The organism is Kitasatospora sp. GAS1066B (assembly GCF_041262605.1).
In the GTDB taxonomy this organism is placed as follows: Bacteria; Actinomycetota; Actinomycetes; order Streptomycetales; family Streptomycetaceae; genus Kitasatospora.
The window spans coordinates 1-24,371 of the sequence record NZ_JBGCCO010000056.1; the positions used below are offsets into that span (position 1 = coordinate 1).

A 24,371-nucleotide genomic window follows, 5' to 3' on the forward strand; every position below is an offset into this window, starting at 1 on the left:
GGGGGGGGGGGGGGGGGGGGGGGGGGGGGGGGGGGGGGGTGGGGGGGGGGGGGGGCCCCCCCCCCCCCGCCCCCCCCCCCCCGCCCCCCCCCCCCCCCACCCGTCTGCTCTCGAGGTGACACAGCTCACCTCTCACCCGGATGGTAGAGCGCGCGAGGTGAAGGGGCGTGGTGAAAGGGGCGGTCGGGGTCGCGCGGGGCCTGGCGCGGGCAAGCTCCCGGCGGCGAGCACGGCAGCGGTGACGGGCCCGACGGGTGTCCACCGGGGCCGCCGGGGAGGGCAGCACGGATGGCTGGTGACCTGTGGGGCGGCGACCCGGCGGAGCCGGGTGGGGCGCTGGTCGGGATCAGCACGAGCGCCGGGCGCACGCTCGGGCACGGGTTCTGGGCCGACCTGACCGGCACGGTCCTCACCGCGGACGAGGTGGTGGCCGAGGTAGCCGCGCGCGGGGAGGGGCTGCGGGTGCGGACGGCGGCCGGGGAGTCCCGTGCGGTCGGGCCGGGCGCGCTGACCCGCTGCGCCGACCTCGGGCTGGCCTGGCTGACGACGAGTCAGGGCACGGCCGGCGCACCGCTGCCGGTGGCCGAGGCAGCCCCGGCGCCCGGACAGGACGTGCTGCTGCCCGGCATCGGCCGCGGTGCGCTGATCGGCACCGCGGGCGCGCTGACCGGCGGCCCCGGCCGGCAGGCGGGGCTGCTGTCGGGCGTGCTGCTGCTCGAGCTGCCACCCGGGACGGATCCGGTGGCCGGCCTGCCGGTGCTCGACCCCGCGACCGGCGTGGTGCTCGGCCTGCTGGCCCCCGGTCTGCGCGGGCTGCCGGCCGACCTGGCCGGCGCGATCCCGCTGGCCGCCGCCGCTCGGGCCGCCGGCCCGGCGGAGCTCGCCGCGTTGCTGGGCCGCAACGCGGTCGCCGCGCCCGCCTACGGGCCGGCGCTCAACCTGGGCGGGGCGCTCCGCCTGGCGTCCCGCCAGCTCGCGGCGGCGAGCGCCGGACCGGGCCGGATCGCCGAGCTGGCCGCCGACCGGGTGGAGCGAGCCGACGGCCTGTGCGGCGAGGAGCCGGGGGTGCCGCTGACGGTCCTGGTCGGCGAGCCCGGCAGCGGGCGCAGTACCGAGCTCGCGGCGCTCACGGTGCGCCGGTCCGGCGCCGGCACGCCGCTGCCGACCCTCTGGCTGCGCGGCGCCGACCTGCGGGCGCCGGACCGTTGCCTGCGCGCGGCCCTGGCCAGGACGCTGGCCCGGCTCGCCGCCGGGGTGGACGAGGCGGCGCTGGCCCGGGTCTGCGCGGCCGGCGGTCGGCCGCTGCTGGTGGTGCTGGACGCGCCGGAGGAGGCGCCCGGAGCGCTCGGAGCGGCCTGGTGGACGGCGACGCTGGCCTGGCTGACCGAGGCGCCCGCCCGGTTGCTGGTGGCCTGCCGTCCGGAGAGCTGGGAGCAGTACGCGGCAGCCCTCGACCCGGCGCCGCCGGGGCCGGACGGGTCGGTGCGGCTGCACCGGCTCAGCCCGCTCGGCGGGCCGGCCCTGGAACTTGCCGCGCGCAGCCACGGGGTGACGGTGAGTCAGCAGTCGGTGAGCCCGCTGTTGCTCCGGCTGGCGGGCGAGCTGCGGGCCGCCGGTGCCGACCCGACGGGGGCGGGCCCGGCCGAGCTGTACCAGGGGTGGCTCGACCTGCGCTGCCTGCGGATCGCCGAGCGGCTCGCCCGCGAGGGGGTGCGCCCCGCCTCGCACCGCAAGGGCGGCACGGCGCCGGTAACCGTGATCGCGCCGCAGCGGGTGCGCCGGCTCGCGATGGCGGCGGCCGGACGGGTGCACGAGGCGGCCCGCCGGATGCTCGGGCCGGGGCAGGGCGGGCTGGCGCCGGCGGTGTTCGAGGAGCTGTTCCCGGCAGCCGGCGGCTGGGCGGCGGCGGTGCTCGCGGACGGGCTCTTCGTGCCGGCGGGCGAGGGCTACCGGCTGGCGCACGAGGAGGTCGCGGACTGGCTGCAGGGCCAGCACCTGGATCTGGACGCGGCGCTGCGCCTGCTGCTGGCGGACGACGACCGCCCCGGCGCCCGGCGGACGATGCCCCGGCACCGGGTGGGCGCGGTGGAGGCGGCGCTGCGTTCGCTCGCACGAGTGCGCGGGGCGGCGGGGCTCGACCCGTGGCTGCGCCGGCTCTGGCGCCCGCTGGCCCGGCCGGACGCGGCGGACGGTGACCAACTGGGCGGTGACCAGCAGGCCGGCGAGGTGCACTGGTGGGCGGCCCGGCTACTGGCGGCCGGCCTGCGGGCCAGCCCGGACCCCGAAACGCACCAGGAGCTGCTGGAGCTGCTGGCGGAGCGGATCGCGCAGTCGGCGGCCTCGGCACGGACGGGCTCGGCGCGGACGGCGACGCCGCCGGGGTCGCAGGCCCGCTTCGGCCCCGGGTTCTGGGCCGACCTCGCCCTGCCGCCGGAACGCTGCTGGGCGCTGCTACGGCTGCTGGTCCGGGCGGACGGCCCGGAGCAGGGCTTCCTCGCCGCGGCGGCGGCCCGGCTCGCCGCGACGGGGGCGGCGGCCTTCCCACCGCTGTGCCGCTGGTTCGAGGACGGCCGCGCCCTGCCCGCCCGTCCCGGGGCGAGTGTCGCCGACCTCGCGCACGACCTGCTCTTCGCCCACCGGGCCCTGGGCGTCGACGAGTTGACGGAGGCACTGGTGGCTACCGCCCACCCGCGCGCCGACGCACTGCTGACCGTGCTCGCGGTCGAGGAACCCTCCGCGCTCTGCCGTGCCGTCGACCGGTGGAGCCACGACGCCCGCCCCGAGCGCCACGTGGCGGCCGCCGTGCACGCGCTGCGCGCCGCCCCGTACGCCACCGGCGCGGGGCGCGAGCTGCTGCGCCACACCGCGCTCACCCTGCTCGCCCGGGAGACCGAACCGGGCCTGCACGGAGCCGCGCTGGCGCTGCTGGTCCGTGATCCGGTCAGCCGGGCCCGGCACCTGACCGCCGCACTGGCGGCGTACGCGGCCGACGACCCATTCGTCAGCCCGGAGGTGCTGGGCCTGGCGCTGGCCACCGATGCCGCTGCCGTGCTGGCCGCCTTCGAGGCCCGCCTGGCGCGTCCGGGACCCGGCGCGGCAGCCGTGCTGCGGGTGCTCGCGGACGCCCCGGCCCAGGGCACCGGGGCCGGAGCCGGGGCGCCGGGCGGGCTGCCCGATCCGGCCACCCGGCTGGCCGGGCGCCTGCTGCGGGACCGTCCGGAGCGGGCCGAGTTGGTCGCCGAGTACCTGAACCGGCGGCTGACCCTCGGGACGGCGGGCCGGGGCGACCTGACCGCGCTGCTCGGCGCGCCCGGTGAGCGGCCGGCGCCGGTCCGGCGCGCCTTCGCGCTGGTCCTGGCCGCACCGCAGGACGCCGCGGGGCGGCACGATTCGGAGCCGGCGAACGCGCTGCGCCGCGAGCTCCTGGACCGGCTGCTGGCCACCGAGCGGGATCCGGCGGTGCTGGCCCCGGTCCTGGAGCGGCTGGCCAACGGCACCGTCCGCCAGGACCCGGAGCGGGCCCGCGCGGTGGTCTGCCGGATCGCGGACGCCTGGGAGCGCGGTGACGGCGGGCCGGAGCGCTGGGACGCGCTGCTGGTGCGCTGCGCGGGCCGCAGCGCCGACTTCGCGCAACTGCTCGCCGAGTGGCCCGCCGCTGCCCGGCCACTGGCCGGCGGGCCGTTGCTGGCCCGGATGCGCGGGCTGCTCGCGCAGGGCCGCGACCCGCAGTACGCGGCGGCCGAGGCCGAGCGCACGCCGGTGCGGGCGGTGACGGCCGTGCTGCCGCACGCAGCGGGTGTTCCGGTGCCGGGGCGCGGAGCGGCGCATGGCACGCTATAGGGGATCGAGTTCGAGCATGTGAGCAGTGGCGGAAGAAGAGGAGCGGTCAGGGTGCAGCGCTGGCGTGGCCTGGAGGATATTCCCGGCGACTGGGGACGCAGCGTCGTCACCATCGGTTCCTTCGACGGTGTGCACCTCGGGCACCAGCTGATCATCAACCGGGCCGTCGCCCGGGCTCGTGAACTGGGCGTCAAGGCCGTGGTGGTGACCTTCGACCCGCACCCGAGCGAGGTGGTCCGCCCCGGCAGCCACCCGCCGCTGCTGGCCCCGCACCCGCGTCGGGCCGAGCTGATGGCGACGCTCGGCGTGGACGCCGTGCTGGTGCTGCCGTTCACCATGGAGTTCTCGAAGGAGTCGCCGCAGACCTTCGTCCGGCAGGTGCTGGTGGACGCCCTGCACGCGCGGCTGGTGATCGAGGGCCCGAACTTCCGGTTCGGGCACAAGGCGGCGGGCGATGTCGCGCTGCTGGCCGAGCTGGGCCGGGCCGCGGACTTCGAGGTCGAGCTGGTCGACCTGCAGGTGCGCGGCGCGGCGGGCGGCGGCGAGCCGTTCTCCTCCACGCTGGTGCGCCGGCTGGTCGCCGCAGGCGACATGGCCGGGGCCGGTGAGGTGCTCGGCCGTCCGCACCGGGTCGAGGGGATCGTGGTGCGCGGTGCGCAGCGCGGTCGCGACCTGGGCTTCCCGACCGCGAACGTGGACACGGTGCCGCACAGCGCGATCCCGGCCGACGGGGTGTACGCGGGGTGGCTGACGGTCGGGGACGAGCGGATGCCGGCCGCGATCTCGGTCGGCACCAACCCGACCTTCGACGGCACCGCCCGCACCGTGGAGGCCTACGCGATCGACCGGGTCGGCCTGGACCTGTACGGGCTGCACGTGGCGGTCGACTTCCTCGCCTTCCTGCGCGGGATGGAGAAGTTCGACACCATCGAGGCGCTGCTCGACCGGATGGCCGACGACGTCAAGCAGGCCCGCGAGCTGACCGAGCAGAGCTGACGGTCCGTCAACAGAACGCCCCGCGGCGCCCGCCCCGATACGCATCGGGGCGGGCGCCGCGGCATCGGCTCACTGCTGCGCGGGCGGCGGCGGGTAACCGTAACCGGGCTGCTGCGGGGGCTGCGGCTGCCCGTGGTCGGGCTGCTGCTGCGCCCACTCCGGCGGCAGCGCCTGCTGCGGCGGGCCCGGCTGCTGCGGGGCACCGGGCGGCGGGTAACCGTAGCCCGGCGGCGGGCCCTGCTGTCCGGGCTGCCCCGGCTGCGGTGCCCACGGCTGGGCCGGCGGCGGCGCGCCCCACGGCTGGCCGCCCTCCTGCGCCGGGTAGCCCTGGCCCTCCGGACCCGGCTGCCCCCACGGCTGCTGCTGCGGCGACACCGGTCCGGGCTGACCGGTCCACTGCTGCTGCGGCGGCACCCCCGGCTGCTGCTGCGCCTGCTGCTGCCAGCCGCTGCTCTGGTGGGCGGCCTGCTGGGCCCGGACGATGTCCTCGCCGACCAGCGTGGCCAGCTCGAAGTAGGCCTCGCGGACCTTGGGCCGCATCATCTCCAGGTTGACCTCGGCACCGGCCGCCAGGCTCTCGTCGAAGGGCACCACGACGACGCCGCGGCAGCGGGTCTCGAAGTGCGCGACGATGTCCTCGATCCGGATCATCTTGCTGGTCTCGCGCACCCCGGAGACGACGGTGATGCTGCGCTGGACCAGGTCCGCGTAGCCGTGCGCGGAGAGCCAGTCCAGCGTGGTGCTGGCGCTGCTGGCGCCGTCCACGCTCGGAGTGGCGACGATGATCAGCTGGTCGGCCAGGTCGAGCACCCCGCGCATCGCGCTGTAGAGCAGCCCGGTGCCGGAGTCGGTCAGGATGATCGGGTACTGGCGGCCCAGCACGTCGATCACCTGGCGGTAGTCGGAGTCGTTGAAGGTGGTGGAGACCGCCGGGTCGACGTCGTTCGCCAGGATCTCCAGGCCGGAGTTCTGGTCCTGCGAGGTGAACTGGCGGATGTCCATGTAGCTGCGCAGGTGCGGGATCGCGGTCACCAGGTCGCGGATGGTCGCGCCGGTCTGACGCTTGATCCGGCGGCCCAGGGTGCCCGCGTCCGGGTTGGCGTCGATCGCGATCACCTTGTCCTGGCGCTCGCTGGCCAGGGTGGCCCCGAGCGAGGTGGTGGTCGTGGTCTTGCCGACACCGCCCTTGAGGCTGATCACCGCGATCCGGTAGCAGCTCATCACCGGAGTGCGGATGATCGTCAGCTTGCGCTCGCGCTCGGCCTGCGCGGCCTTGCCGCCGAACTTCAGCCGCGGCGCCTGGCGCTGCTGCTTGGGCTGGCTGCGCAGCAGGCGGTCGGAGGAGAGCTCCACGGCGGCGGTGTAACCGAGCGGGGCGCCGTGCGCGGTCGGCTGCTGGGCGCCCGGCTGCTGGAAGGCTGCGGGCGGCTGTGGGACAGCCTGCTGGTGCGGGTAGGCCACCGGCGCCGGGTAGGGCTGGGCGACCGGGGGACCCGCCTGCGGCGGGAGCTGCCCGGGCTGGCCGGTGCCGGGCGCCGGCCAGCCGCCCTGGCGCGGGTCGACCGGGCCGGTCTGCGGGGTGTTGGCCTGCGGGGCGTTGGCCTGCGGCACACCCGGCTGCGGCACACCCGGCTGAGGAACGCCTGGTTGCGGCATGCCCTGCTGAGGCATGCCCGGCTGCGGGGCGGCCGGCGGCTGCGCCCACGGGGCGCCGGGGCCGGGCGGCGCGACCTCGACCGCAGGGTGCGGCTGGGCGGGTGCCATCGGCTGGGCGTGCTGCGGCTGCTGCTGGCCCGGCTGCAGGTGCGCGGGGTAGGCGCTGGGCGGGTAGGCGCTGTTGGGGTAGCCGTAGCCGGGCTGCGGCGGGCCGGCCTGGTAGCCACCCTGCTCGGCGCCGGGCCAGCCGGGCGGACCGGGCGGACCGGGCTGGACAGGCTGAGGCTGGGCGGGCGGCCCCGCCTGGACGGGCGGGCCGGGCTGGACAGGCTGGGCAGGCGGCCCGGGCTGCACGGGCGCCGCGGGCTGGGCGGCGGCGACCGGCTCGACGGCGACCGGCGCACTCGGCACGACCGGGGGCGTGGCCGCGGTCACGGCCGGCGCGGCCGGTACCGACTCGGCGGCCGGTGCCGGTGCGGGCGCCGCAACCGGCGCGCTCGACTGCGGCGCGGGCGCCACGGGCAGGTCGGCCGCCGGCGCCGCGGGCGGCGTCGCTACGGTTTCCGGCGCCGAGGCGGCCGCGGGCACCGGTGGGGTCGCCACGGCCGGCGCAGCCGGTGCCGCCTCGCCCTGGGTGTACCAGGACGGGGGAGTGTAGTCGGGGGCGTCGGACCAGTCGTCGTCGTCCTCCGCCGCATTGTCGCCGACGTAGACGCCGTCCCGATCGCTACTCACCTTGGGCTCCCTCGTGTTCGCTGCCGCTCTTCGCGGTGCGGTCAGGCACAAGACTAGAACCTGCACCTCGCCACGTTGAGTGCGCCGTCGGTTCTGGTCCGAGCCGACGGTCACCCGCACCCCGCCGCAGTCCGTCTGGCCGACCGATCGGCGCTGTCACCCGGACCGGTGACAGCGCGGCCGGATCAGTCGACCCGGCGGGCCGGACCCAGCAACTGGTGCTCGGACGCGCCCGGTTCGGTGCGCACGTACTGCCGGCGGATCCGGGTGGCCCAGAGCGTGATGTCGTCGCCCAGGGTCGGCAGCGCGGCCACGTCCTGGCCGCCCAGCGACAGCACCCGCCCGATCAGCTCCGCCTCCTGCGGGGCGACCCGCTGCACGCCCACCAGGTCGGCCGCGTTCAGCACCCGGGCCGCGTTCGGGCCGAGGAAGGGCAGCAGGGTCAGGGTGGACTGCCACGGGGTGGCCGAGAGCCGGCTGCGCGGTGGGCGCGGTCCGAGGTCGCGGACCACCAGGACCGGCGCCGAGACGGAGGCCCCCTGGGCGCCGAGCCGGCCGATCTGGTGGACCGTCACGCACGGCTGTCCGCCGCCCGCGGCCTGCGCCAGCGGCGCCCAGAGCTGCGGTCGGGCGGTCTCCACGGCCACCCGGGCCCCGGTCGCCGCCGCCCGCAGCGCGACCACCTGGGCCGTCCAGACACCGCCGACCAGTACCACGTCGTAGGAGGTGGGCCGGAACAGGCCCAGCACCGCGGTCTGCCGCTGCGGGTCCTCGCCGATCACCACCCCGTCGTCGCCGACCGGCACGCTGAGCGCCGCCAGCTCCTCGGGGTTGAGCACGTGCTGCTCGCGGCGCGGGCCGCGCAGGCCGAAGCCGGCCCGGATCCGGGTGAGCGGCCTGGGCCGCTCGTCACCGGGCTGCGGGCGGCCGTGGCCGGAGTAGGTCTGGTAGGCCATCAGGCACATCCCCCCAGGGGCAGGGTGGCGAGCAGGCCGGGCGCCTGCTCCTGGTCCAGCCGGGACAGGCCCAGGCCCGCGCTCTGCGCGCGCTGCTCCAGCAGCCGGCCGTACTGGGCCGCGTCGGCCTCGCTGCGGGCGACCACCCGCACGTGCCCGGTGATCGCCACCGAGTCGCCGGTGCCGGGGCGCGCCGTCAGGCTGAACACGCTGGCCAGCGCCGGTGTGCCGGTGGCCAGGTTGACCAGCTCGGCGGCCGAGACGCCCTGGCCGGACCCGCCGGAGCGGCTCAGCTGGGGCCACTTGGAGATCCAGTAGGTGGTGTGGAAGCGGTCGTCGATCCGCCAGAACCGGCTGTTCTCCTGGGTCCTGCGGGTGCCGCTGCCGCCGCTGCCGGTGCCCTGCCGTCCTGCGGTGGCCAGCGGGTTGGCGCAGGTGGCGATGGACAGCGCGCCGATCAGCTCCCGCTCGTCCAGCGCGGTGGCGCTGAAGCCGGCCCCGTTGAGCCGTCCGGCGAGCTGGTCGGTGACCCGCTGCAGCGCCTTGCGGGCGCCCTCCTCGCCGCCGCCGCGGGCCAGCACGGCGGTGGCCGCGCGCTGCGGGTCGAGCTTGAGGGCCACCCAGGTCAGCCGCAGCGCCGGGGTGGTGACCCCGTCCCGCAGCTCCTGGTAGGCGCGGCTGGCCAGCGCGTGGTCGGGCAGGTGCGGGGCGGGGGCGGGCTGGGTGTGCTGGACCAACTGCACCGACTCCAGCGCGATGTCGTCCACCCGCAGGGCCGAGCAGACCACGTCCAGCGGCAGCGGCAGCGCGGTGCGCATCGGCCGCAGCGGCTGGTCCTTGGCCTGCACCAGCAGCACCGAGGTGAGGAAGGTGCCGTCCCCGATCATGCCGGTCTCACGGCGGACCGGGCGGCCGACGCCCAGGTCGGCCTCGGTGGCGTGGGTGTAGGTGCGCAGCGCCGGCTCGAGTTCGAGCGCGGGTGCCAGGCCCGGGTCGGTGCCCGGCGGCGGCACGTTGCCGGCCGCCTCGCGACGCCGGCGGCGGGCGGCCGTGCGGATCCGCAGCGCCTCGGGCAGGCTGCGCCCGCGCACCGGGACCAGGGCCAGCACCAGCAGCAGCACGGCGGGCACCGCGAAGGCGCCGGCGACCATGCGGTTGACGGTCCAGCCGACGGCGACCAGGGCCACCGCCACCTCGATGAGCACTACTTGCTGCAGGCGCAGCCGACCCCCGAGCAGCCCGGGGCGCGGATGCACCTTCACCGGCACGGCCGCCGGCCCGCCGCCCTGGTCCTGGATTCCCTTGGCCGGTCGGACAGTCGCGCCGCGCGGGCCCGCTTTCCCGCCCTGTGCCGCCCTGCGTCGCCCTTGCGCGGTCTGGCTTGGCATTCCCCCGGGTGACCCTCTCTGATTCGCTGTCACGGCCCGGTTGGCCGGGCGTAGAACAGTACCCGTACCGTAATCACCGTCTGCCGCATCGTAGAGGGTCAGCAGGGACCGGAGGCGGGCGGGCGGCCTGGAACAGGGGAGGGCCAAGCAGCATGGCATCACGCAGGGACGAGTTGAACGCCTACACGTTCGCGCGAAAGCGCACGGTGGGTGCTTTCCTGCAACCGGTCGGTGGCGGGAGTGACGAGGACGCGCCGCGGCCGATCCGCGCGGTGGTGCCCTCACTCGTCGTGGCCGCGGTGCTGGTGGCCGGGTTCGGCGCCTGGGGGCTGATCAAGCCGACCGCGCCGCAGGGTTGGGCCGACGGCAGCAACGTGATCCTGGGCAAGGACTCGACCACCCGCTACGTCGTGCTGACCAGCGCGGACGGCACCAAGATGCTGCACCCGGTGCTCAACATGGCGTCGGCGAAGCTGGTCCTGCCGGTCAACTCCAAGGTGGTCATCGTCGCCGACTCGGCGATCGACAACTACGCGTCGCACGGCCCGACCATCGGCATCCCGTACGCGCCCGACAAGTTGCCGAGCGCCACCGACGCGGGCACGGCGAAGAAGTGGTCGGTCTGCGACCGGCCCGGTTCCGACGCCGACCACCCCAACCAGGCGGTCTTCGTGACGGCCGGCGCGGACGCGGCCACCCTGGCCCGGCCTGACCGCAAGCTCGGTGACGGCCAGTCGCTCTGGGTGCAGGGTTTGCAGAAGAACGGTGTGCCCGGTCCCCAGTTTCTGGTCGACCCGCAGGGTCGTGCGCACCCGATCGGCACATCCGGGATGTCCGACAACGACCTGACGGCGCTGCGGATCGCGCTCTTCGGCAACGGGGCCCAGCCCGAGCACGTCAGCGACGACTGGCTGGCCACGCTCGCGCCGGGCAGCCCGATCGGCTTCCCGCAGGTGCCGGGGATGTCCGCCGGCGCCCCGACCCCCTCCGACGTCCAACTCTCCGACCAGAGCCAGCGGTACGTCGGGCGGCTGGTCACCTCGGACGGCACCGACTACGTGGTCGGCAAGAGCCAGCTGTACAAGGTGACCCCGTTCCAGGCCGAGTTGCTGCGGCAGGCACCGATCACCGCCAACGCCTACAAGCAGGGCAACCAGCAGGGCAATCCCGGCTACTCCGAGATCACCCCGGCCGACAACGCGAAGTACTACAACACCGTCACCCCGCTGGCGAACGACGCCGACTGGCCCACCGCCAAGCCCGGCGCCTCGGTCAACGCCGGCGGCCCCGGCCCCAGTCCCGCGCACCAGGTGGTCTGCTCGACGTTCGAGGGCCTGTCGGGCAGCGGCATCGCGCAGAGCGTCTGGGCCGGCACGGACTACCCCGCCGCCTTCACGCCCGGCGCGGCCAGCGCCTACGTCAGCCCCGGGCACGGGCTGTTCTACCGCGCGATGGACAACACGGCGGACGGTTCCGGCAGCGACTACCTGATCACCGAGACCGGGCTGCGCTACTCGGTGCCGGCCAGCAGCGAGGGCACCGTGGCCGGCGCCTCGCCGACGCCGACCGCGGCTGCGTCGGCGAGCCCGGCGCCGGCCCAGCAGCAGGTCAACCAGGCCCAGGACCGGCTCGGTTACCAGAACACCACGCCGGTGCTGGTGCCCAAGGCCTGGTCGAACCTGATCCCGGCCGGCCCGGAGCTGAACACCAACGCGGCCACCCAGGTGCAGAACTCCTGACCCGTGGTCAGCAACGGTTGCCCCCAAGGCCCGCGCAACGTCATGGGTTGGTAACCAAACAGCTCCCGGTGTTGGGAGTGTCGGCAGTGGCGACTACAGTGCTGCCGAGGCATCACACCGTGGTGCCGTTCGGGTGGCCTGGGTGACCATACGCCCGGATATTTAGTCTGTCTCATGGGGGACGGTGGAACATGGCCGGTAGTCAGTTCACGACGACCGCTGAGGAGATGCGCGCCTTCTCCGGCAAGATCAACGAGGTCAACCAGCAGATCCAGGGCGAGCTTTCCAAGCTCAACGCGCTGGTCAGCTCGATCGCCGGAGGATGGCAGGGCGCGGCCGCGACGGCGTACCACCAGCTGCAGGAGCGCTGGAACGAGGACGCCAAGGCGCTCAACACGGTGCTGGACGAGATTCGTGGGGCGATCGACGCCACCACCTCGAAGTACTCGCAGACCGAAGAGGAGCAGCGTTCCTCGCTCGGCGGAGTCCAGGGCGCCTGAGCGTCGGTACACGGCCGCACAGCCGCGTAGACCGTACGGGGCGGCCCCGGACCGGGGCGCCCCGATCCACCGATTCCCTGACAAGGAGCCACCATGTCCGACGGACACATCAAGGTCAATTTCGCCACCATCCAGGACGCGGGCTCTGAGGTCCGCGCCACCGCCGGCCGCATCCAGCAGCAGCTGGACGACCTCAAGGCCGGCGTGCAGCGGATCGCCAGCTCGTGGACCGGTTCGGCGCAGGAGGGCTACCAGGCCCGCCAGGCGACCTGGGACCAGAAGGCCGCCGACCTGCACAACACGCTGAACCAGATCGCGGCCGCCCTGGACAACGCGCACCAGAGCTACACCTCGACCGAGAACGCGAACGCCCAGATCTGGGCGGGCTGATTCACCTCCGCCCCTGATGGGCGTCGGGTGAACCGCGTTGGCGGGGCGGGTGCCGTTGGGTGCCCGCCCTGCCGCATGTCCGGATAGCGCAGCAAGTCGAGGGGTACCAGGTGGCGTTGGGGCGAAGGCTGAGCCGGATCGCGTCGGTCGGCGCGGTGCTGGGGGTATTGGGCGGGACGGCCGCCGGGCCCGCGGCGGCGGATCCGCCCGGGGTGCACTGGTCCCCGTTGAGCATCGCCGCGGCCGGCGACTGCCAGTTCCCGGCCAAGGACGTGGCGGCCACTCCGTGGGCGCTGCAGCGGGTGCTGCTCGACCAGTTGTGGCAGAACAACAACAAGGGTGCCGGGGTCCTGGTCGCCGTGATCGACACCGGCGTGGACAACCAGAACCCGCAGCTGGCCGGCAAGGTGCAGGACGGCGGCACCCTGCTGACGGACCCGAACAACGCCAACCAGTCGGTCGGGCCCGCGACCCAGGACACCGTCGGCCACGGCACCAAGGTGGCCGGCATCATCGCCGCCTCGCCGCTCTCCGGTGTCGGCTTCGTCGGGCTCGCGCCGAACGCCCAGATCCTGTCGATCCGGCAGAACGACGACGCCGGCAGCGGCAACGTCGCGACGATGGCCAAGGCGATCAACAACGCGGTCGCCGACGGCGCGAAGGTGATCAACATCTCGCAGGACGTCCGGGGCACCAACGCCGACGGCAGCTTCGGTGACAGCGGCACGCTCAAGCAGGCGATCGACAACGCCGAGGCGCACAACGTGGTGGTGGTCGCGGCCGCCGGCAACGACGGCCTGGAAGGCCCCGTCTACCCGGCCGCCTACCCTTCGGTGCTCGCGGTGGGCGCCTCCGACCGCAACAACGAACGCGCCTCCTTCTCCGAGTACGGCGACTTCGTCAAGGTGGCCGCCCCGGGCGTCGACATGCTCTCCACCGTCCCCGGCCGCGGCCAGTGCGTGGACAACGGCACCAGCTTCGCCGCCCCGTACGTGGCCGGCGTGGCCGCCCTGCTGCGCGGTGCGCACCCGGACTGGACGGCCCAGCAGATCCGCACCCGGATCGAGCAGACCGCGCAGCGCACCGAGCACGGCGCCAACAAGTACATCGGCTGGGGCGTGATCGACCCGGTCAAGGCGGTCGACGACACCGACCCGCCGGCCAACGCCCCGAGCGCCGACGCGACGGTCAAGCTGGCCGGCGTCCCGATCATGCCGCAGCCGCTCGGCCTCGGCGAGACCCAGGCCGACCGCGACCGGCGCACCGCCACCTACGTGCTGGCCGGCGTGCTGCTGGCGGTCGCGCTGCTCTTCGGCGGCTCGGTCGTGCTGCGCGACTACCGCCGCCGCGGCCGGGCCTGACGGTCCTCTCCGCACCCCGGCAGCGCGAAGCGGCCCGGACATCCCCCAGCAGGGTGTCCGGGCCGCTTCACGAGCCAGCTCGGGTCAGAGCTGCTCGTCCTCCGGCAGCGTGATCACCCAGCGCGTCTCCTGGCGGGGGCGCAGGTAGAGGACCCAGTAGAGCGAGGCGATGACGGTGATCGCGCCGGTCCAGACCAGCGCGGTGTGGTCGAGCTGGGTCAGCACGTAGCAGAGCATCGCGATCAGCAGCACCGGCAGCACCGGCCACAGCGGCTGGCGCCAGGCGGGGGTGTCCTTGTGGGCGCTGCGGCGGGAGAGCAGGGCGGCGACCGCGACCAGCAGGTAGAGGGCGGCGACCGCGACACCCGTGATGTTGGTCAGCAGCAGGCCCGGGACGAAGCAGAGCGCCGCGCCGGGGACGCCGACGGCCAGGGTGGAGACCCAGGGGGCGTTGAACCGGTTCAGGGTGCCGAAGGCCTTGTTGATCGGCTCGGGCCAGGCCCGGTCGCGGCCGGAGGCGAAGAGCACCCGGGAGTTCTGGATCACCATCACGATGCCGGCGTTGATGATGGCCAGCGCGATGCAGAGGCTGATGAAGGTGCCCAGCGCCGAGTTGCTCCAGCCGGCCACCATGCCGGAGATGTCGCCGCCGGTCAGGGTGGCCAGGTCCGGGGCGCCCAGGGTGATCGCGATCACCGGGACCATGATGACCACGGCGGACAGGCCCAGCGTCCAGAGCACCGTGCGGGCCACGTTGCGGCGCGGGTTCTCCAGCTCCTCGGAGAGGTAGATCGCGGTGCTGAAGCCCTGGGTGACGAAGAGCGCGGTGCCCATCGCGGCCAGCATCGCGCCCAGGCCCACCGGGCTGGTCACCCCGTGGTCGCCGGCCACCACGCCGTGGAACAGGGACGAGACGCCGCGCTGGCCGTGCGCGAAGCCGAGGACCGACACCACACCGGCCGCGATCACCTCCAGGACCAGGAAGACGCCGGTGATCCAGGCGTTGGCGCGCAGGTCCAGCAGGCCGGCCACGGTGGCCGCGAGCATCACGCCCGCACCCGCCACCGGGCCGCTGACGTGCACGATCGGGGCCAGGTAGGCGGCGGTCCCGATGGCGATCACCGAGGGGACGATCATCACCACGATCAGCGACTGGATGAAGACCAGCCAGCCCGCGAACCGCCCGGCCAGCGTGCCGACCATCGCGTACTCGCCGCCGGCGCTGGGGATCAGGGTGCCGAGCTCGGAGTAGCAGAAGGCCACCGCGACGCAGAGGATCGCGCCGATACCGATGGTCAGCGCGGTGGCGGTGCCGAGCGAGTTGAACAGCGTCGGAACCAGGACGAAGAGCGAGGAGGCCGGGGTGACGCAGGAGAGCGTGAGCAGCGTTCCGCCCACGACGCCCAGCGAGCGCTGGAGCTTGCGCGGGGCGTCGGCGGTACTGACCGTCACCGAGGGGGAGGTGGCGGGTGGGCGAAGCGTGTCGGTCATCAGGGGGGTCCGATCGGCTCAGCGCTTGGAGTGCGCGGTCCTGTGCGGTGCTGGGGTGGGGAGCGGTATCGCCTCCGCGAGGGTCGCCCGGTGTTCGGTTCTGCCTGTCGCTCCCGAGTCGCCATGGTGCGGGGGCGTAAAGCTTGCGTCAATGGCGGTTGACCTTCGGAATCCGTCGCGCTAACGGGGCACAAGCTTCCGATCAGTGATCACGACGGGTTGCCGGGATTGATGTCCGACTTGTTACCTTTGGCCAGCGGGGCATGAATCAAAGGTGAACTGGCCAATGCCAGCACGATTCAAAGGCATTTGCGGGCAGCGATCGTCGCTGCTCCAGGCGGGCCGGAACCGCTCGCGGGCCTGCGCGCCCACGTCGGCCGCACCACGAGAACCGCAGCCCAGCGGCCGAAATTGGTTCATAACTTTCCAGCAGCTGGACGGGTATGCAGCCGAAAGGGCCGGGTGCGACTGCTCGCACCCGGCCCTTTTCCTCACACTCGGTGACTACTGCTGCTGCGGCAGCCAGCCCGTCTGGACCATCTGCCCGCTGGTGATCCGGCGCGACACGAACAGCCCGCGGCCCGGCGGCAGCGGCTGCGGCTTGACCGTGCCGAGCAGCACGCCCTCGTCCTTGTTGCCGGAGAGCAGCACGCCCTGCCCACCCAGCTCGCGCATCCGCTGCATCACCGGCTCGAAGAGCGAGCGCGCCGCGCCACCCGAGCTGCGCGCGATGATCACGCGCAGGCCGATGTCACGGGCGAACGGCAGGAACTCGGCCAGCGGCGACATCGGGTTGCCGGAGGAGGTGGCGACCAGCTCGTAGTCGTCCACGATCACGAACATGTCCTTGCCGCTGTACCAGCTGCGGTTGCGCAGCTGCTCGGCCGTCACGTCCGGACCGGGCAGGCGGCGGGCGCAGGCGCCGCGGAGCATGTCCACGATCGCGGTCATCGCGGGCTGCGCGGCCGCGTACTCCACCAGGTACTCCGGCGGCACGGTGCCGAGCAGCGCGCGCCGGTAGTCGCCGATCACGATGCCGGCCTGGTCGGGCGTGTACCGCTCGGTGATCTGCTTGATCAGCATCCGCAGCAGCGCCGACTTCCCGGACTCGCTCTCACCGAAGACGATGAAGAGCGGGTCGGTCTCGAAGTTGACGAAGATCGGCGCCATCTCGACCTCGTCCACACCGAACGCGACACCGCGCTCGGGCTGCTCGAAGCCCTTGGGCAGCGACTGCCCGTCCAGCACCGCCGGCAGCATCCGGACCTGCGGAGCGCGCGGGCCGCTCCAGGCGGCGTCGACCGCCTCCACCAGCCCGGCCACGCCGGTCACCAGGTCGTCCACCGCCGAGGAGCCGTCCAGCCTGGGCAGTCCGCTCAGGAAGTGCAGCTTGGCGCCGGTCAGGCCGCGGCCCGCCGCGCCGACCGGCACGTTCTGGGCCACCTTGCGGTCGATCTCCGACTCCATCGGATCACCGAGACGCAGCTCGGTGCGGTTCTGCAGCGCGTCCTTCAGCGCCGGGCGGACCTCGGCGTAGCGGGCGGCGGTCAGGATCACGTGCACGCCGTAGCCCAGACCACGCGCCACGATGTCGGTGATCACCGGCTCCAGGACCTCGAACTCCTGCCGCAGGGTCAGCCAGCCGTCGACCATCAGGAAGACGTCGCCGAACTGCTCGTCCGGCAGCTGTCCGGCGGCCCGGCGGGTGCGGTAGGTGGTGATCGAGTCGATGCCGGTGGCGCGGAACAGCTCCTCGCGCCGGTTCAGCACCCCGTGCACCTCGCTGACCATCCGGCGCACCTTGTCGACGTCCAGGCGCCCCGCGACCCCGCCGACGTGCGGCAGGTCCTGCAGCGACTGGAAACCGCCACCGCCGAAGTCCAGCAGGTAGAACTGGGCCTCCACCGGGGTGTGGGTGAGCGCGAAGCCCGTCACCATGGTGCGGATCATCGTCGACTTGCCGGAACGCGGACCACCGACCACCAGACCGTGGCCGGCCGCGCCGGAGTAGTCCTGGTAGAGCACGTCGCGGCGCTGGTCGCGCGGCCGGTCGACGATGCCGACCGGCACCACCAGGCGGCCCAGCGCGCCGAACTCCGGCGAGGTCAGGCCGCGCTCGGGGGTGGCCTGCAGCGGCGGCATCAGCTGGTCCATGCTCGGCGCCTCGTCCAGCGGCGGCAGCCAGACCTGGTGCGCCGGCGGGCCCTGGCCGACCATCCGCTGCACGATCACGTCCAGCACGGTGTCCACCAGCGCGTCGTCGAGCTGCTCCGGCTCCGGCTCGACCTCCATCACCACCGGCTCGGTGATCGCCACCTCGGCGGCGGTGAACAGCATCGGCTGCACGGTGGAGATCCGGCCGCTGGAACGCTGCTGGCCCGGCGCCCGGTAGGGGCCCGAGACGTAGGCGGCTTTGAAGCGGTCCATCACGTCGGTGCCGAACTTCAGATAACCGACACCGGGCACCGGCGGCAGGTGGTAGGCGTCCGGGACGCCGATCGCGGCCCGCGACTCGGCGGCCGAGAAGGTGCGCAGACCGATCCGGTAGGACAGGAAGGTGTCCAGGCCGCGCAGCTTGCCTTCCTCCAGGCGCTGCGAGGCCAGCAGCAGGTGCACGCCCAGGGATCGGCCGATCCGGCCGATCTGGATGAACATGTCGATGAAGTCGGGCTTGGCGGTGAGGAGTTCGGAGAACTCGTCGATGATCAGGACCAGCGAGGGCAGCGGGTCGAGGGCCGCGCCGGCGATCCGGGCCCGCTCGTACTCGTTGAGGTTGGCGTAGTTGCCGGCCGAACGCAGCAGCTCCTGACGGCGGTTCAGCTCGCCCTCGATCGCGTCGCGCATGCGGTCGACCAGGGTGAGCTCGCCCTCCAGGTTGGTGATCACCGCGGAGGTGTGCGGCATGTCCGCCATCCCCGCGAAGGTGGCGCCACCCTTGAAGTCGGCGAGCACGAAGTTGAGCGTCTCCGAGGAGTGCGTCATCGCCAGGCCGAGCACCAGCGTGCGCAGCAGCTCCGACTTGCCGGAACCGGTCGCGCCCACGCACAGGCCGTGCGGGCCCATGCCCTCCAGCGCGGCCTCCTTGATGTCCAGCTGGACCAGCTCGCCGTTGGCCCCGACGCCGATCGGCACCCGCAGCTTCTCGTGCTGGGCGCGCGGGCGCCAGGTGCGCGAGACGTCCACCGAGCCGGCGTCGCCGACGCCCATCAGATCGGTGAAGTCCAGGTTGGAGAGCAGCGGTTCGTCGTCGCCGCCGGCCGAGATCCGGTACGGCGCCAGCTGGCGGGCCAGCGCCTCGGACTGCCAGGCGGAGAGCAGGTCCGGCTTGCCCGAGTAGGAGGCGCCGGAGGCCGACTCCAGCAGCAGCTCGCGCTGCCCGACGGTGACCACCAGGTGCCCGGTCGGCTCGTCCAGGTCACCCGGGACCACCTCGATCACGGTCACCCCGTGCACGCCGTCGGCCGAGGCCAGCAGCGAGTCCTGCGGGACGGCCGCGCCGTCCAGGATCACCACCAGGTGCGGCTGGTCCGACTGCGGCCCGGCGTCGCGGGTGAACCGCTGCCGGCCCGCCAGCTCGTCCTCCAGCAGCAGTTCGAGCTCGCCGAGGCCGGCCGCGATCAGCCGGCGCGAGCCGGCGCCGTCGTTCTGCTTGCGGTGCTGGTTGTGCGGGAGCCACTTGACCCACTCCCACTCCTCCAGCGAGCCGGGGGCGGCCGCCACCCCGACCACCAGGTCGTCGGGGGAGTGCAGGGTGGTCAACTGGGCGATCATCGCCCGCACGTTGCCGTACACGCCGTCCGGGTCGCCGCAGACCGTGATGTGGTAGAACGCCCGCAGCGAGACCGCCAGCGGCAGTTCCTGCAGGGTGCCGTGCGCCTGGAGGAAGTTGCGCATCGCGTCCGCCGCCAGCGGCTCCAACTCGTCCATCGGCGCGGTCTGAGGGGCCACCAGAGGCGTGGCCAGCTGCTGCGCGCCGCGACCCAGGCGGATCTGCGCGAAGTCCGGGTCGCTCGGGCGGCGCTCCCAGAGCCGGCGGCCCTCGGCCACGATCGACCAGAGCTGGTCCGGCTCGGGGTGCAGGTACAGCTGGGCGCCGCGCTGACGCTCGGCGGTGCGCCGGACCTGACGGCGCATCTGCTGCAGGTACTTCAGGTAGTCGCGCCGCTCGTCGGCCAGGCCCGCACCACCGCCCTTACGGGCCTTCACCACCTGCGCCACACCCATACCGGCGGTGGAACACATCATCAGCAGGCCCATGATCTTCATCATCGGCGCGGTGCCGGGCATGAAGAAGAACGCGGCCGAACCGCCCATGCCGAGCAGCGGCAGCATGCTCATCATCCAGTCGTTGCCACCCCCTCGGGGCAGCTCGGGCGGGGTGACCAGCTCCACCGGTTCGTCCGGCACCACAGGCGGATACGCCCGGGGCGGACGCTTGACCGTCACGACACTCATTTACTTCCGCACCAGCCCTCACGCGACTCGTCAGGCCCCGGAGGAGGCGCCCCTGTGACTGCCCTGCCCCCGCCGCGGACCGCAGGCGACACCGCGGCGATCCAACCCGCCCCCGGTACTGCGCCCTGCGCAGGGGCCGATCCTACCGAGCCCCGTCACGCGGTGAGAGGGCGCGTGCACACCTACCCGTCGCACGCGCAGGCCGGGCGGACGATAGGGTGACGCAGCGCCAACTCCGGTGGACGCGGCGCACGGGCGGCGCGAAGCGTGTCGACCGGGACAAGCGAGCAAGGGGGAGCACCGGTGAGTTCGAACGCAGCGACCGGATTCTGTCGGGTCACCGTGGTGGCACCGGACAGCCGGATCGATGTGGCCCTGCCGGAGGACGTGCCGCTCGCGGACGTCTATCCCGAGGTGCTGCGGCTCTCCGGCCAGACTCAGGCGGAGGGCGCCGCGACCGGCTTCCATCTGGTCCGCCGGGACGGCACCGTGCTGGACAGCGGCCTGCCGCTGAACGCCCAGCAGGTGCGCGACGGCGACCTGTTGAGCCTGCGTCCGTTCGCCGAGTCGCTGCCGCCGGCCGTCTACGACGACGTCGCCGACGCGATCGCCAGCGCGGTCGAGGCCGACCGGCGGTTCTGGAGCCCGGACCTGATGCGGGCCTTCGGCCTGATCGGCGCGGGCCTGCTGATCGTGCTGCTCGGCTTCGCGCTCTGGTTCTCCGACCTGACCCACAACATGCACGGCCTGCCCGGCGTGCTCTGCGGCGTCACCGCCCTGGTGCTGGTCGCCTTCGCCGGCGTGCGGGCCCGGGTCTACCGGGACGACGTCGCCGCCCTCACCCTGGGCATCGGCGCCCTGCCGCACGCGCTGATCGCCGGCACCGGCATCCTCGGCGTCGCGCACAAGTACGACGGCCCGGGTCGGCTGCAGTTCCTGGTCGGCTGCGCCACCATGCTGGTGGTCGCGGTGCTGCTGGTCGGTCTGCTGCCGGAGAAGGACTCGGTCTTCGTGGCCGCCGCCGTGCTCGCGGCGGGCGGCACCCTGGCCACCTTCGCCGCCGTGCTGATGCCGGGCACCCCGGCCAACCACATCGCCGCGGTGGCCGGCGTCGCCGCGCTCGCCGCGATCGGCTTCCTGCCGGCCCTCTCGGCCCGCTTCGCCCGCCTCCCGGTCGGCTTCAGCGCCCCCGGCCAGACCCGCACCCGCGGCAGCCGGGCGATGGAGGAGAGCAGCCGGGCCGAGGCCGTGCAGTACGAGCGGATCGCCCACCAGGCCCGCCGCGGCCACGAGGTGCTGGTCGGCCTGGTCGGCGGCTGCGCCGCGGTGATCGTCGGCGCCTGCACCGTGCTGGGCTTCACCGACCAGATGTTCCCGCAGCTGCTCGCGCTGGCCCTGGGCATCGCGACGATGCTGCGGGCCCGGCTCTTCCGCTACACCGCGCAGGTCTTCAGCCTGACCGTGGCCGGCCTGCTGGGCCTGGGCCTGCTGATCCTGGGCCTGTCGCTGCACACCCCGCTGTTCATCATCAAGGCCACCAGCACGACCGCCGTCGACCTGCGCACCCTCTGGCTGGGCGGCTCGATCGCGCTCGGCGCCACGCTGCTGGTCGCGATCGCCCTGGTGGTGCCGCGGCTGGGCGTGTCACCCTTCTGGGGCCGGATCCTGGACATGGTGGACAGCCTGCTGATGATGGCGCTGGTCCCGCTGTCACTCGCGGTGCTGAACGTCTACGCGCTGGTCCGCGGCGCCACCGGTTGACACCGGCGCTGAGGGCTGCGCGGCTGCTGGTACCCTTGGGCTTCCGAGTCTCAGAAGATCCTGTGCCACATACCGGGATCGCTCGGTCATCCCAGAGGAGTTGCAGTGGCTCTCGCCCCTGACGTCAAGAAGCAGATCTTCGCCGAGTACGGCCAGAAGGAGGGCGACACCGGCTCCCCCGAGGTCCAGGTGGCCATGCTCTCCCGCCGTATCTCGGACCTGACCGAGCACCTCAAGTTCCACAAGCACGACCACCACAGCCGTCGTGGCCTGCTGATCCTGGTCGGCCAGCGTCGCCGGCTGCTGCAGTACCTGGCCAAGAAGGACATCGAGCGCTTCCGTACGCTCGTCGACCGTCTGGGCATCCGCCGCGGTGCCGCCGGCGGCGCCCGCTAAGACCGCCGCCCGGGGCGGCTCCCCACCAAGGGGAGCCGCCCCTCGCGCGTACCGGCCGCAGAATTTCCGGGCCGCCTCCCGAGGCGGCCGAGATTCGCACCGTAGGGTTGTGGGCATGCCCGGTGATGGCACCGCCTGGTGCTTCACCCGAGCGACACAACCCCCTTGCGGGCCGCAGGCTTCAAACGGAAGCCGCCCGCATCCAGGAGAGCGTCCAGACGCCCGCCGCCGAAAGGCCTGGCCGCCGAGAGGCGCCGGTCCTCGGTAGTGGCCGCCGGGAGTCCCGCGCAAACGCAGCGGGAGAGCCCGGGGGCTTCGATCGAAGACCGGCCCGGCAGGTCAGGGCCACACCGGCAGGCAAGCGCGGGGGCGCTCTCCAGGAGACGTACGAAAGAGGAGATCTTCCAGGTGGAAGAGAACGTGTTCTATGCCGAGGCCGTGATCGACAACGGTTCCTTCGGTACCCGTACCATCCGCTTCGAGACCGGCCGCCTGGCCCGTCAGGCCGCCGGCTCCGCCGTGGCCTACCTGGACGACGACACCATGGTGCTGTCGGCCACCAGCGCCTCCAAGCAGCCGAAGGAGCACTTCGACTTCTTCCCGCTGACGGTGGACGTCGAGGAGCGGATGTACGCCGCGGGCCGGATCCCCGGCTCGTTCTTCCGTCGTGAGGGCCGTCCCTCCGAGGACGCCATCCTGACCTGCCGCCTGATCGACCGCCCGCTGCGCCCGTCCTTCGTCAAGGGCCTGCGCAACGAGGTCCAGGTCGTCGTCACGGTGATGGCGCTCAACCCCGACCACCTGTACGACGTGGTCGCGATCAACGCCGCCTCCGCCTCCACCCAGCTGGCCGGCCTGCCGTTCTCCGGCCCGATCGGCGGCGTCCGCGTCGCGCTGATCAACGGCCAGTGGGTGGCGTTCCCGACCCACAGCGAGCTCGAGGACGCCGTCTTCGACATGGTCGTGGCCGGCCGGGTGCTGGCCGACGGCGACGTCGCGATCATGATGGTCGAGGCCGAGGCCACCGACAAGACCATCAAGCTGGTCGCGGGCGGCGCCGAGGCGCCCTCCGAGGAGGTCGTCGCCGGCGGTCTGGACGCCGCCAAGCCGTTCATCAAGGTGCTCTGCGAGGCGCAGTCCCGGCTGGCCGCCCAGGCCGCCAAGCCGACCGGCGAGTTCCCGGTCTTCCTGGACTACCAGGACGACGTGCTGGCCGCGCTGACCGCCGCCGTCAAGGACGAGCTGGCCAAGGCGCTGACCATCGCCGGCAAGCAGGAGCGCCAGAACGAGCTGGACCGGGTCAAGGCGGTTGCCGCCGAGAAGCTGCTCCCGGAGTTCGAGGGCCGCGAGAAGGAGATCAGCGCCGCTTACAACGCGCTGACCAAGAAGATCGTCCGCGAGCGCGTCATCAAGGACAAGATCCGGATCGACGGCCGCGGCGTCACCGACATCCGCACCCTGGCCGCCGAGGTCGAGGCGATCCCGCGGGTGCACGGCTCGGCCCTGTTCGAGCGTGGCGAGACCCAGATCCTGGGCGTCACCACCCTCAACATGCTCCGCATGGAGCAGCAGCTCGACACGCTCTCCCCGGAGACGCGTCGCCGCTACATGCACAACTACAACTTCCCGCCGTACTCGGTCGGCGAGACCGGCCGGGTGGGTTCGCCCAAGCGCCGCGAGATCGGCCACGGTGCGCTGGCCGAGCGTGCGCTGATCCCGGTGCTGCCGACCCGCGAGGAGTTCCCCTACGCGATCCGCCAGGTCTCCGAGGCGCTGGGCTCCAACGGCTCCACCTCGATGGGCTCGGTCTGCGCCTCCACCATGTCGCTGCTGAACGCCGGTGTGCCGCTGAAGGCCGCCGTCGCCGGTATCGCGATGGGCCTGATCTCGCAGGACATCGACGGTGAGACGCACTACGTCGCGCTGACCGACATCCTGGGTGCCGAGGACGCGTACGGCGACATGGACTTCAAGGTCGCCGGTACCCGCAACTTCATCACCGCCCTGCAGCTGGACACCAAGCTCAACGGCATCCCGGCCTCGGTGCTGGCCGCCGCGCTGAAGCAGGCCAAGGACGCGCGTCTGCACATCCTGGACGTGATGAACGAGGCGATCGACACTCCGGACGAGATGTCGCCGAACGCGCCGCGCATCATCACCATCAAGATCCCGGTGGACAAGATCGGTGAGGTCATCGGCCCGAAGGGCAAGATGATCAACCAGATCCAGGAGGACACCGGCGCGGACATCACCATCGAGGACGACGGCACCATCTACATCGGTGCGGTCGACGGTCCCTCGGCGGAGGCTGCCCGTACGACGATCAACCAGATCGCCAACCCGACCATGCCGGAGGTCGGCGAGCGCTACCTGGGCACCGTGGTGAAGACCACGACGTTCGGCGCGTTCGTCTCGCTCATGCCGGGCAAGGACGGCCTGCTGCACATCTCGCAGATCCGCAAGCTCGCCGGTGGCAAGCGCGTGGAGAACGTCGAGGACGTGCTCGCCGTCGGCGCCAAGGTGCAGGTCGAGATCGCCGAGATCGACCCGCGCGGCAAGCTCTCGCTGATCCCGGTCGTCGAGGACGAGGAGGGCGGCGAGACCGCCGCCGCCGAGTGATCACCGGTCACTAGCTGGACCCGCGGCCCGTACGCCCTCGCGGCGTACGGGCCGCACCCTGTTGTTCTCCTGAGTGAAAGAAGGACGG

The 24,371-nt window shown here is 73.4% G+C and carries 14 protein-coding genes; 9 read left to right on the forward strand and 5 right to left on the reverse strand.

Annotation, left to right across the window (positions count from 1 at the left end; translation table 11 throughout):
- Window positions 1-288: 288 nt before the first annotated feature.
- Both ABH937_RS36300 and ABH937_RS36305 read left to right on the forward strand, forming a co-directional pair.
- Window positions 289-3,840, forward strand: coding sequence for a serine protease (locus ABH937_RS36300; protein ID WP_370220692.1), 3,552 nt, complete (start codon window positions 289-291; stop codon window positions 3,838-3,840).
- A 51-nt stretch (window positions 3,841-3,891) separates the two neighbouring features.
- Window positions 3,892-4,836 (forward strand): bifunctional riboflavin kinase/FAD synthetase, encoded by a 945-nt coding sequence (locus ABH937_RS36305; RefSeq protein ID WP_280694437.1) that lies wholly within the window; start codon window positions 3,892-3,894, stop codon window positions 4,834-4,836.
- Window positions 4,837-4,905: 69 nt separating this feature from the next.
- Here the strand turns inward: ABH937_RS36305 and ABH937_RS36310 are convergent, their stop codons facing one another.
- The 3 genes from ABH937_RS36310 to eccE all read right to left on the reverse strand — a co-directional run bounded on the left by ABH937_RS36310 (window position 4,906) and on the right by eccE (window position 9,571).
- The gene (locus tag ABH937_RS36310; RefSeq protein ID WP_370220694.1) at window positions 4,906-7,227 is read right to left on the reverse strand and encodes an AAA family ATPase; all 2,322 of its coding nucleotides are present in this window, start codon (window positions 7,225-7,227) and stop codon (window positions 4,906-4,908) included.
- A gap of 185 nt (window positions 7,228-7,412) precedes the next feature.
- Window positions 7,413-8,183 (reverse strand): hypothetical protein, encoded by a 771-nt coding sequence (locus ABH937_RS36315; protein WP_280694439.1) that lies wholly within the window; start codon window positions 8,181-8,183, stop codon window positions 7,413-7,415.
- Window positions 8,183-9,571: a type VII secretion protein EccE gene (gene eccE, locus ABH937_RS36320; RefSeq protein WP_370220695.1), complete on the reverse strand. Its 1,389-nt coding sequence runs from the start codon at window positions 9,569-9,571 to the stop codon at window positions 8,183-8,185. The genes ABH937_RS36315 and eccE overlap by 1 nt, the downstream gene beginning before the upstream one ends.
- Before the next feature lie 152 nt (window positions 9,572-9,723).
- Here eccE and eccB point away from each other — a divergent pair, with 152 nt between their 5' ends.
- The 4 genes from eccB to mycP all read left to right on the forward strand — a co-directional run bounded on the left by eccB (window position 9,724) and on the right by mycP (window position 13,561).
- On the forward strand, window positions 9,724-11,310 hold the full coding sequence (gene eccB / locus ABH937_RS36325; RefSeq protein WP_280694441.1) for a type VII secretion protein EccB: 1,587 nt from the start codon (window positions 9,724-9,726) through the stop codon (window positions 11,308-11,310).
- Between the two features lie 191 nt (window positions 11,311-11,501).
- Window positions 11,502-11,810: a WXG100 family type VII secretion target gene (locus tag ABH937_RS36330; protein WP_280694442.1), complete on the forward strand. Its 309-nt coding sequence runs from the start codon at window positions 11,502-11,504 to the stop codon at window positions 11,808-11,810.
- Between the two features lie 93 nt (window positions 11,811-11,903).
- A complete protein-coding gene (locus ABH937_RS36335) occupies window positions 11,904-12,200 on the forward strand; it encodes a WXG100 family type VII secretion target (protein WP_370220697.1) in 297 nt (98 codons plus the stop codon).
- A gap of 59 nt (window positions 12,201-12,259) precedes the next feature.
- A complete protein-coding gene (gene mycP / locus ABH937_RS36340) occupies window positions 12,260-13,561 on the forward strand; it encodes a type VII secretion-associated serine protease mycosin (protein WP_348533719.1) in 1,302 nt (433 codons plus the stop codon).
- 84 nt (window positions 13,562-13,645) lie between these two features.
- Here the strand turns inward: mycP and ABH937_RS36345 are convergent, their stop codons facing one another.
- Together ABH937_RS36345 and eccCa are read right to left on the reverse strand one after the other, a co-directional pair.
- Window positions 13,646-15,052: an APC family permease gene (locus ABH937_RS36345; protein WP_370220698.1), complete on the reverse strand. Its 1,407-nt coding sequence runs from the start codon at window positions 15,050-15,052 to the stop codon at window positions 13,646-13,648.
- Window positions 15,053-15,556: 504 nt separating this feature from the next.
- Window positions 15,557-19,507 carry a type VII secretion protein EccCa gene (gene eccCa / locus ABH937_RS36350; protein ID WP_280694446.1) on the reverse strand — a complete coding sequence of 1,317 codons (3,951 nt, stop codon included), beginning with the start codon at window positions 19,505-19,507 and terminating at the stop codon, window positions 15,557-15,559.
- Window positions 19,508-19,810: 303 nt separating this feature from the next.
- Here eccCa and eccD point away from each other — a divergent pair, with 303 nt between their 5' ends.
- The 3 genes from eccD (at window position 19,811) to ABH937_RS36365 (ending at window position 24,283) form a co-directional block, all read left to right on the forward strand.
- Entirely contained in the window at window positions 19,811-21,268 is a 1,458-nt protein-coding gene (gene eccD, locus ABH937_RS36355) for a type VII secretion integral membrane protein EccD (RefSeq protein ID WP_370220699.1), read from the forward strand.
- A 105-nt stretch (window positions 21,269-21,373) separates the two neighbouring features.
- Window positions 21,374-21,664, forward strand: a complete 291-nt coding sequence (gene rpsO / locus ABH937_RS36360) for a 30S ribosomal protein S15 (RefSeq protein ID WP_280694448.1) — start codon at window positions 21,374-21,376, stop codon at window positions 21,662-21,664.
- A gap of 408 nt (window positions 21,665-22,072) precedes the next feature.
- Entirely contained in the window at window positions 22,073-24,283 is a 2,211-nt protein-coding gene (locus ABH937_RS36365; protein WP_280694450.1) for a polyribonucleotide nucleotidyltransferase, read from the forward strand.
- Window positions 24,284-24,371 lie beyond the last annotated feature (88 nt).